Source organism: Micromonospora sp. NPDC049580, assembly GCF_040675595.1.
GTDB lineage: Bacteria > Actinomycetota > Actinomycetes > Mycobacteriales > Micromonosporaceae > Micromonospora.
In genome coordinates this window covers 1-7,691 of sequence record NZ_JBFAPG010000314.1, presented here as the reverse complement: position 1 = coordinate 7,691, position 7,691 = coordinate 1, and the positions used below count along the sequence as shown (strand labels likewise).

At 72.5% G+C, this 7,691-nt stretch carries 10 protein-coding genes; 6 read left to right on the top strand and 4 right to left on the bottom strand.

Annotation, left to right across the window (positions count from 1 at the left end; translation table 11 throughout):
• Positions 1–101: 101 nt before the first annotated feature.
• The 3 genes from AB0J68_RS22375 to AB0J68_RS22365 all read right to left on the bottom strand — a co-directional run bounded on the left by AB0J68_RS22375 (position 102) and on the right by AB0J68_RS22365 (position 1,504).
• Positions 102–971: a sulfite exporter TauE/SafE family protein gene (locus AB0J68_RS22375; protein ID WP_363940360.1), complete on the bottom strand. Its 870-nt coding sequence runs from the start codon at positions 969–971 to the stop codon at positions 102–104.
• A 111-nt stretch (positions 972–1,082) separates the two neighbouring features.
• Positions 1,083–1,337, bottom strand: a complete 255-nt coding sequence (locus tag AB0J68_RS22370; RefSeq protein WP_363940358.1) for a hypothetical protein — start codon at positions 1,335–1,337, stop codon at positions 1,083–1,085.
• A complete protein-coding gene (locus AB0J68_RS22365; RefSeq protein ID WP_354860470.1) occupies positions 1,334–1,504 on the bottom strand; it encodes a hypothetical protein in 171 nt (56 codons plus the stop codon). The genes AB0J68_RS22370 and AB0J68_RS22365 overlap by 4 nt, the downstream gene beginning before the upstream one ends.
• Before the next feature lie 209 nt (positions 1,505–1,713).
• Between AB0J68_RS22365 and AB0J68_RS22360 the strand changes: the two genes are divergently transcribed.
• From AB0J68_RS22360 to AB0J68_RS22350, 3 genes are read left to right on the top strand one after another with little or no spacing between them, the layout of a single operon-like run.
• Positions 1,714–2,601 carry a helix-turn-helix transcriptional regulator gene (locus tag AB0J68_RS22360; RefSeq protein WP_355138014.1) on the top strand — a complete coding sequence of 296 codons (888 nt, stop codon included), beginning with the start codon at positions 1,714–1,716 and terminating at the stop codon, positions 2,599–2,601.
• Positions 2,594–2,794 carry a DUF397 domain-containing protein gene (locus AB0J68_RS22355; protein WP_354860466.1) on the top strand — a complete coding sequence of 67 codons (201 nt, stop codon included), beginning with the start codon at positions 2,594–2,596 and terminating at the stop codon, positions 2,792–2,794. Before AB0J68_RS22360 ends, AB0J68_RS22355 begins: the two co-directional genes overlap by 8 nt.
• 56 nt (positions 2,795–2,850) lie before the next feature.
• Entirely contained in the window at positions 2,851–3,660 is an 810-nt protein-coding gene (locus tag AB0J68_RS22350; RefSeq protein ID WP_354860464.1) for a DNA-formamidopyrimidine glycosylase family protein, read from the top strand.
• Positions 3,661–3,719: 59 nt separating this feature from the next.
• Here AB0J68_RS22350 and AB0J68_RS22345 read toward each other — a convergent pair whose 3' ends face one another.
• Complete coding sequence (locus tag AB0J68_RS22345) at positions 3,720–4,586, bottom strand: aminoglycoside phosphotransferase family protein (protein ID WP_363940355.1); 867 nt, start codon at positions 4,584–4,586, stop codon at positions 3,720–3,722.
• A gap of 186 nt (positions 4,587–4,772) precedes the next feature.
• On the opposite strand from AB0J68_RS22345, the gene AB0J68_RS22340 reads away from it, so the two are divergent.
• From AB0J68_RS22340 to AB0J68_RS22330, 3 genes are all read left to right on the top strand, one after another.
• Complete coding sequence (locus AB0J68_RS22340; RefSeq protein ID WP_363940353.1) at positions 4,773–5,201, top strand: nucleoside deaminase; 429 nt, start codon at positions 4,773–4,775, stop codon at positions 5,199–5,201.
• A 229-nt stretch (positions 5,202–5,430) separates the two neighbouring features.
• Positions 5,431–6,696, top strand: coding sequence for an AGE family epimerase/isomerase (locus AB0J68_RS22335; protein WP_363940351.1), 1,266 nt, complete (start codon positions 5,431–5,433; stop codon positions 6,694–6,696).
• On the top strand, positions 6,693–7,646 hold the full coding sequence (locus AB0J68_RS22330) for a carbohydrate kinase (protein WP_363940350.1): 954 nt from the start codon (positions 6,693–6,695) through the stop codon (positions 7,644–7,646). Before AB0J68_RS22335 ends, AB0J68_RS22330 begins: the two co-directional genes overlap by 4 nt.
• Positions 7,647–7,691 lie beyond the last annotated feature (45 nt).

The window sequence follows — 7,691 nt, the reverse complement described above, 5'->3', positions numbered from 1 at the left end:
GCCGCCCCTGAAAGGGTGTTGCCCGATCGGTGAACCACCTGCGGGCTGCCGGCGAACCGCCGGCCGCGCCGGTGCATCACCGGCGAGCCGAAAAGTGCCCGCTAGAAACGGTCGACAAACTGTGAGTCGAGCCACTCGCGGAAGCGCTGCACCCAGTCGCCGTCGGTGGTCGGCCAGTCGAACTGACCGGTCATCGCCAGCACGCCGATCACCACCGCCGCGAGGCCGATGAGCACACCGAACAGGGCGTCGGTCTTGCCGGCGACGTGCCTGCGGCGGGTGGCCATCAGGCCGAGCACCGAGAGCACCGCGCCGAACGCGCCGAGCCCGATGCCGTACCCGGCCAGGGTGCCGGTCAGCACGAACAGCGCACCGGCGACGGAGACGATCAGGCCGAGGGTGGCGAGCAGGCTGGCCCGTGGCTTCGGGCCGCGCGTCACCGGCGGCTCCGGCTCGGTGTGGCCGGGGGTGGGGTCGACCGGGCGGTCGGTCGCGACGCGGTCCGTCGGGTCGGGTCGCGGGGTCGTCCGGTCGAGGTCCGTGTCGCTCTCGGGGCGTCGGGTCGTGCGGTCGCGGTCGAGGTCGGTGTCACGCTCGATGGTCGGGGCGGTCGCCGCGGCGCTGCTCGCCCGGGTCGGGCCGTCCGACCGGACCGCGCCGGGCCGGGAGTCGCCCTCCACCGGGCGGGCGGTGGCGGCGCGGGCCACGGCCGCGCGCTCCGCGGCACGCCGCTCGGCCTCGCCGACCTGGTCGCCGGTCGCCGTCGTGCTGCGGTACGTCGTCTGGTCGGCGTCCCGGTCGGTTGCCACCGGTCGGCCGGTGACGTCGTCGGGCCGGCCGGTGTCGGTGACCGCAGTGCTGCTGTCCCGGTCGGCGACCGGGGTGTCGTTGCCGTCGACGCGCCCGTCGAGGTTCTCGTCCCGCGTCGGCGCCGGCTCGGACCGGCGGGACAGCGAAGGAATCCTGACCACTACACACCTCCTGATGAATGCGTGGTGGCCGACGAAACGGGTGGCACCCACGCGGTACCGCCCTCAACTACCCCGTTGGGCGTTTCCTGACACCAATTCCGGGTACGCCCATCACGCGCGGACCGCCCTGCCCGGCACCGGGGCGGCGCTCAGCACCCGCAGCCCGGCCCGCTGCACGTACAGCTCCCGCTTGTCGACGGCCAGGCCCTTGGCGTCCAGCACGTAGCCGGTCAGCCAGACCCACCCGTGGTACGTGGGGCGCGCGTCCACGCTCACCAGTCGCAGCCGCAGCTCGCGGTCGCCGGAGAACTGCACCGAGCAGGCCGCCCCGATCAGCAGGAGGTCGCCGGGCTTCAGCTCGGTCACGTCGGCCAGTGCCCACGGTTGATCGGGATGCGGTGGCGGACCCGGCAGGGCAGCTCCGCGCCGCAGCGGCACACCCTGCGCCAGCGCGTCCAGCTCCAGACCGGCCGATGCCGGCGGGCGAGGGTCAGCGCGGTGACCAAGAGGTATTCGTTGTACGACACGCGCACCGCGGCATCCTTCCCGCCGAATTGCTGCCAACGCCATTCCCGGCGTTCTTTTCCGGCCCCCGATACGTGACAGCCTGTTCCACGCTGGCCCCCTTGTGCAACAACTCCACCCCGTCCTACTCTCAAGCCGTATTGACGCACGAGGAATGGAAAAGAAATGTGTGCGGGGCGAAACAATCGGTGTTGCAGGAAGAGTGCGGTGATGTTGCATGACGGATGAAACAGGCGGGTCCACGGTCCCTCGACGACAGCTCGGCCGGCTGCTCACCCAGCTCCGCGAGGACGCCTCGGTGACTCTGGACGCCGCGGCCGCGGCGCTGGACTGCTCGCGGCAGAAGGTGTGGCGCATCGAGAAGGGGCTGGTCCCGGTGCGCGTGGTGGACGCCCGAGCGATGTGCGCTCTCTACCGGGTGCCCGACGATATGCGGGAGATCGTTGCCGCGCTCGCGAAGGAAACTCGTGCCAAAGGGTGGTGGCATTCGTACGGCGATGTCGTCCCGTCGTGGTTCTCGCTGTACGTCGGCCTGGAATCGTCGGCGAGTCTGATTCGCCGATACGACTCCGAGCTGATCCCCGGCCTCCTGCAAACCCGCGAATACGCCAGCGAGCTTTTCCGCCGCAAGAACCCGACCATGAGCGCGCAGGATCGGGAGAAGCTGGTCGAGGTCCGGTTGCAACGGCAGGGCATCCTCGTCCGCCGGCTGCCGACCGCGCCTGTCCTGCGGGTCGTCCTGAGCGAAGCGGTGCTGCGGCGCACGATCCCCGACCGGCGGGCGATGGTGGGGCAGTTGCGCCACCTGCTCGACGCGGCACTGCTGCCGAACGTCAGCCTGCGGGTGCTGCCGCTCGCCGCCGGTCCGCCGCTGGCCAGCGAGACCGGCACGTTCGTCCTGCTGGGCTTCCCGCAGGCGTTCGGGAGGGCGTCGACCGAGCCGACTACCGTCTACCTGGAGAACATCACCGGAGCGCTCTATCTCGACAAGCCAGCCGAGGTGGCCGCCTTCGAACATGTCTGGTCTGATCTGGAGACGCTGGCGTCGACTGAGGCAGAATCAGAGAAAATGATCACTTCGATCATCGAGGAGCATCATGACTGACCTGGCCGGTGCCACCTGGCGCAAGAGCACCCGCAGCGGCGGGAGCGGCGGTGACTGCGTCGAGGTGGCCGACAACCTCCCCGGCGTCGTTGCCGTACGCGACAGCAAGGCCCCGTCCGGGGCCGCCCTGGTCTTCCCTCCGCGCGCCTGGGCGTCGTTCGTGGCCGACGTCAAGGAGCAGCGCCTGGGCTGACGTGACCGCACTGCTCATTCGGCCCGGCCGGCTGCCGCTGACTATCCTTGGGTCCCGTGCCAGAGGGACACACGATTCATCGCCTGGCGGCCCGGCACGCCGAGCTGTTCGCCGGGGACAAGCTGCACGCCGCCAGCCCGCAGGGCCGCTTCGCCGAGGGCGCGGCCCGGCTGTCCGGCACGGTCCTGGAGAGCACCGAGGCGTACGGCAAGCACCTCCTGCACCACTACGCCGGCGAGCTGACCCTGCACGTGCACCTCGGCCTGTACGGGAAGTTCACCGACGGGCCGGGGGAGCCGCCCGAGCCCGTCGGCCAGGTACGACTGCGGCTGGCCAGCGACCGGCACTGGCTCGACCTGCGCGGGCCGACCGCCTGCGAGCTGTTCACCCCGCCCGAGGTCACCGCCCTGCGCGAGCGCCTCGGGCCGGATCCGCTGCGCGCCGACGCCGACCCCGAGCGGGCGTACGCCCGGATCTCCCGCAGCCCCACGCCCCTCGCGGCGCTGCTGCTGGACCAGTCGGTGGTGGCCGGCACCGGGCTGATCTTCGTGACCGAGGCGCTGTTCCGGGCCGGGTTGTCGCCGACGATGCCGGGCCGCAACCTGACCCGCGCCGGCTGGGACGCGCTCTGGGTCGACCTGGTCGAGCTGATGCGCCTCGCCCTCCGGCAGGGGCGGATCGACACCGTGCGCGACGCGCACCTGCCGGAGGCGATGGGCCGCCCGCCGCGGGTCGACCGCCACGGCGGCGAGGTGTACGTCTACCGCCGCCCCGGCGCGCCCTGCCACATCTGCGGCACCGAGGTCAGTCGCGGGGAACTGGCCGGCCGCAACCTCTACTGGTGCCGCACCTGCCAGGCCGGCTGACCGGCCGCCGCCCGCGCTTGATCGCGGGATGCGGGGCCAGCGTGGCCGCCGGCCGGGCGTCACTCGCCGTCGAGCAGCCAGCGGACCACCTCGATCTGGTGCGGAAAGACGACCTCGCCGTCGATGCTCCAGGCCATCGTGTGGCCGATCGTCCAACCCCGGACCCGCTCGGCGTCCAGCCCGAGGTCGGTGCTGAGCCGGTGCAGCCGGTGCCGGACGGCGGCCGGCGAGTGGCCCAGCTCCGGACCGCGCACGAGCGGCACGACCGAGAACTCCCGCTCACCGCTCAGCGGCTTCGGGTCGATCACCAACCAGGGCTCGCGGTCGGCGGCGAGCACGTTGCCGGCGTGCAGGTCCTGGTTGACGAGCACCTGCTCGCCCTGGCTCGACGCCAGGTCGACGAGCAGGGCGCACGCCGCGTCGAGCAGCCGCCGCTCGTACGGCCGGCCGGCCCGTTCCCAGCTCCGGGGAATCCGGTCGAGCCAGCCGGCGGCCTCCTCGGCGAGTGGGGTGAACGGCGTGCCGGCCGGCCGCCAGAGCCGGGGCAGCACGTGGGTCGCCGCGTCCAGTGCCCGGTCCAGCGGCAGCTCGTACAGCGGCGTGCCGGGTTGGCAGCGTTCCACCAGCAGGGCGTGCCGTTGCGGGTCGTGTGCGAGCAGCCGGACCGCGCCGTCGCCGTCCCAGTGGGCCAGCGCGTGGGCCTCGTGCTGGCTGTCCCCGGTCGGGAACTGGAGCTTGAGCACCGCCGCCGTGCCGTCGGGCAGGTCGGCGGGGAGCGCCAGGGAGGCGTACGCGTACCGGAAGGGCGGGCCCAGTCGCAGCGACCACCGCTCGGCGCACTCCGCCAGCAACGTCGGAAGTGTGGCCAGCCAGGCCCGGCCGACCGCTGACCCCCGTATCCAGCCCAGTCCCTCCGGCAGATCCATCCAGCCTCCCGTGGCATCCACCGTGCCACCACGGTGTTGGCGTGCCGGGTCCACTGTGGCTAGCGTGGGACCCGTGCGGATTGGCGTGACCGTACCGAACTTCGCCCCGGGCACCGATCCCGAGCCCGAACGTGCCTGGCGGACCCTTGCGGCCGTGGCCGCGTACCACTCATCTCAGGAGGACCGATGACACCCGAGGACGAGACCTTTCTCCGCCGCGCCGTCGAACTCGCCAACCAGGCGGGGGCCTCCGGCGAACGGCCGTTCGGCTCGTTGCTTGTCGACGCCGACGGCACCGTTCTGATCGAGGATCACAACACCGTGGTCTCGGACGCGGACATCACGGCTCATCCGGAACTGAAGCTGGCCCGTTGGGCCGCTCGGGAACTCTCGCGCGACGTGGCCGCCCGCACCACCATGTTCACCAGTTGCCAGCCCTGCCCGATGTGCGCGACAGCGATCGACCGGTCCGGCCTCGGTCGGGTGGTGTACGCCCTGTCCGGCGAGCAGTTCGAGGAGGTCAAGCCGGCCACCACCCCGGCGCTGCCTCCGGTCCGCTACGAGGGGCCGGCGCTGTTCGACGAGGCGCGCCAGCCGATCGACAACTACTACTAGCCGCAGCGCACCGGAAGTTGACAGTGGCCCGGCCGCCGGAGCAGGGTTGATGAGTGACAACGATGTCAACGGACAAAAAGGGATAATGGCCCCTCATGATTCCCTCCGTGTCGCACCGCGGTCGGACGGCCGGCTCCCGGCGTACCGTAAGCGGGTTTCCGGCGCGGACCCGGTTCGTCCGCCGATCCTTGCCGTATGCCCCTTCGCTCCTCGACGGTGACCAGCTGAGATGACCGACGTGCCCCGCTCCGACACCGAAACGACCCCTGCCCCGGCAGGGTCACCCGACCTGCCCGACCTGGACGGGTTCCTCGCCGACCAGACCCACACGCTGCTCGACACCGCCCGTCGCGCGGTCCGCCCCGAGGGCGGGTTCTGGTGGCTCACCGACGACCGCACCCCGGACCGTGGCGAACCTGTCTACACGTGGATCACCTGCCGGATGACCCACGTGGCCGCGCTCGCCCACCGCAACGGCGACCCGGATGCCGCCGCCCTCGTCGACCACGGCGTCGCCGCGCTCAGCACGCTGCTGCGCGACGACCGGTACGGCGGCTGGTTCGGTGCCGTGGACCAGCAGGGCACGCCGACCGACGAGCGCAAGGCCGGCTACGACCACGCGTTCGTGCTGCTCGCCGCGTCCAGCGCCGCCCGGGCCGGACGACCCGGCGCGGACCGCCTGCTCGCCGACGTGCTCGCCGTGGTGCGGGACCGGTTCTGGGACGACGACGCGGGCGCGGTCCGCGAATCGTGGAACCGGGACTGGACGGTCACCGAGGACTACCGCGGCGCCAACAGCAGCATGCACATGGTCGAGGCGTTCCTCGCCGCTGCCGCCGCCACCGGCGACGCGAGCTGGACCGACCGGGCCCTGCGGATCGCCACCCACCTGGTGCACACCGAGGCCGCCCGGCACGACTGGCGGCTGCCCGAGCACTTCACGGCCGACTGGACGCCCCTGCTCGACTACAACCGGGACCAGCCCGCCGACCCGTTCCGGCCGTACGGCTCGACGATGGGCCACTGGCTGGAGTGGGCCCGGCTGCTGCTGGAGCTGGAGGCGGTCCTGCCGCAGCCACCGGCCTGGCTGCTCGCCGACGCCCGTACCCTCTTCGCGGCCGCCGTGCGGCGCGGCTGGGCGGTCGACGGCGCCGACGGCTTCGTCTACACGATCGACTGGGACGACCGGCCGGTGGTGCGCTCCCGGATGCACTGGGTGCTGGCCGAGGCCATCGGCGCGGCGATCACCCTGCACCGCCGCACCGGGGACGCGGTCTACGCCGACTGGTACCGGGTCTTCTGGGCGTACGCGCGCCGCTACCTGATCGACGGCACCGGCTGGCGGCACGAGCTGGACGAGCGGAACCTGCCCACCGACACGGTCTGGCACGGCCGGCCGGACGTCTACCACGCCTACCAGGCGGTGCTGCTGTCCCGCTCGGCCGGCGCGCTCGGTGGTCCCGGCCCGCTCGCCCCCGGCGCGGTGACCGCATGATCGTGGTGGCGGGCGAGGCCCTCATCGACCTGGTGGTCACCGCCGAGGGGCAGCGGGCGGTGCCGGGTGGGTCCCCGGCGAACGTGGCGGTCACCCTGGCGCGGCTCGACGAGCCGGTGCGGCTGCTGGCCCGGATCGGCCCCGACGAGTACGGCCGGCAGATCGCCGAGTACCTGGCGGCCAACCGGGTGGACCTGCGGTGGGCGGTCCGCGCCGAGGAGCCCACCTCGGTGGCGGTCGCCACCCTGAACACCACCGGGCAGGCCAGCTACGAGTTCCGACTCGACGGCGCGGCGGACTGGCAGTGGACCCCGCAGGAGCTGCCCGACCTGGCCGGCTCGTCGGCGACGGCCCTGCACACCGGGTCGCTGGCGCTGGCGCTCGCGCCCGGCGCGCAGGTGCTGGAGGGCCTGCTCTCCCGCGAACGCGACAGTGACGGGCTGACCATCTCGATCGACCTCAACCTCCGCCCGAGCATCGTCACGGACCGGGCCGCGGAGCAGGAGAGGACACGCCGCCAGATCCGCCTCGCGCACCTGGTCAAGGCCAGCGACGAGGATCTGACCTGGCTCTACCCGGACCGCTCGGTGGGCGACGTGCTTGCCGAATGGCGCGAGGCCGGGGTGCCCTGTGCGGTGGTCACCCGGGGCGGCGAGGGCGCGTGGTTGCTCGCCCCGAACGGTTCACTGCACGAACAACCGGCGGTACGCACCACAGTGGTCGACACCGTCGGCGCCGGCGACTCGTTCACCGGTGGCCTGCTAGCCGCGCTGGCCGACATCGACGCGCTCGGTGACCGGCCGGCCGACCGGCTCGCCGCCGTGACCGAGTCGCAGTGGACGACGGTGCTAAGCCAGGCGGCCACGGTGGCCGCGCTGACCTGCGCCCGCCGAGGCGCCAGCCCTCCGACCCGAGCAGAAGTCGAAGCCCTCCTGACCACGGCAACCTGACCCGCTGCCCTGCCCGGGGCGATCATGGACTTGTGGTGGGCGTTT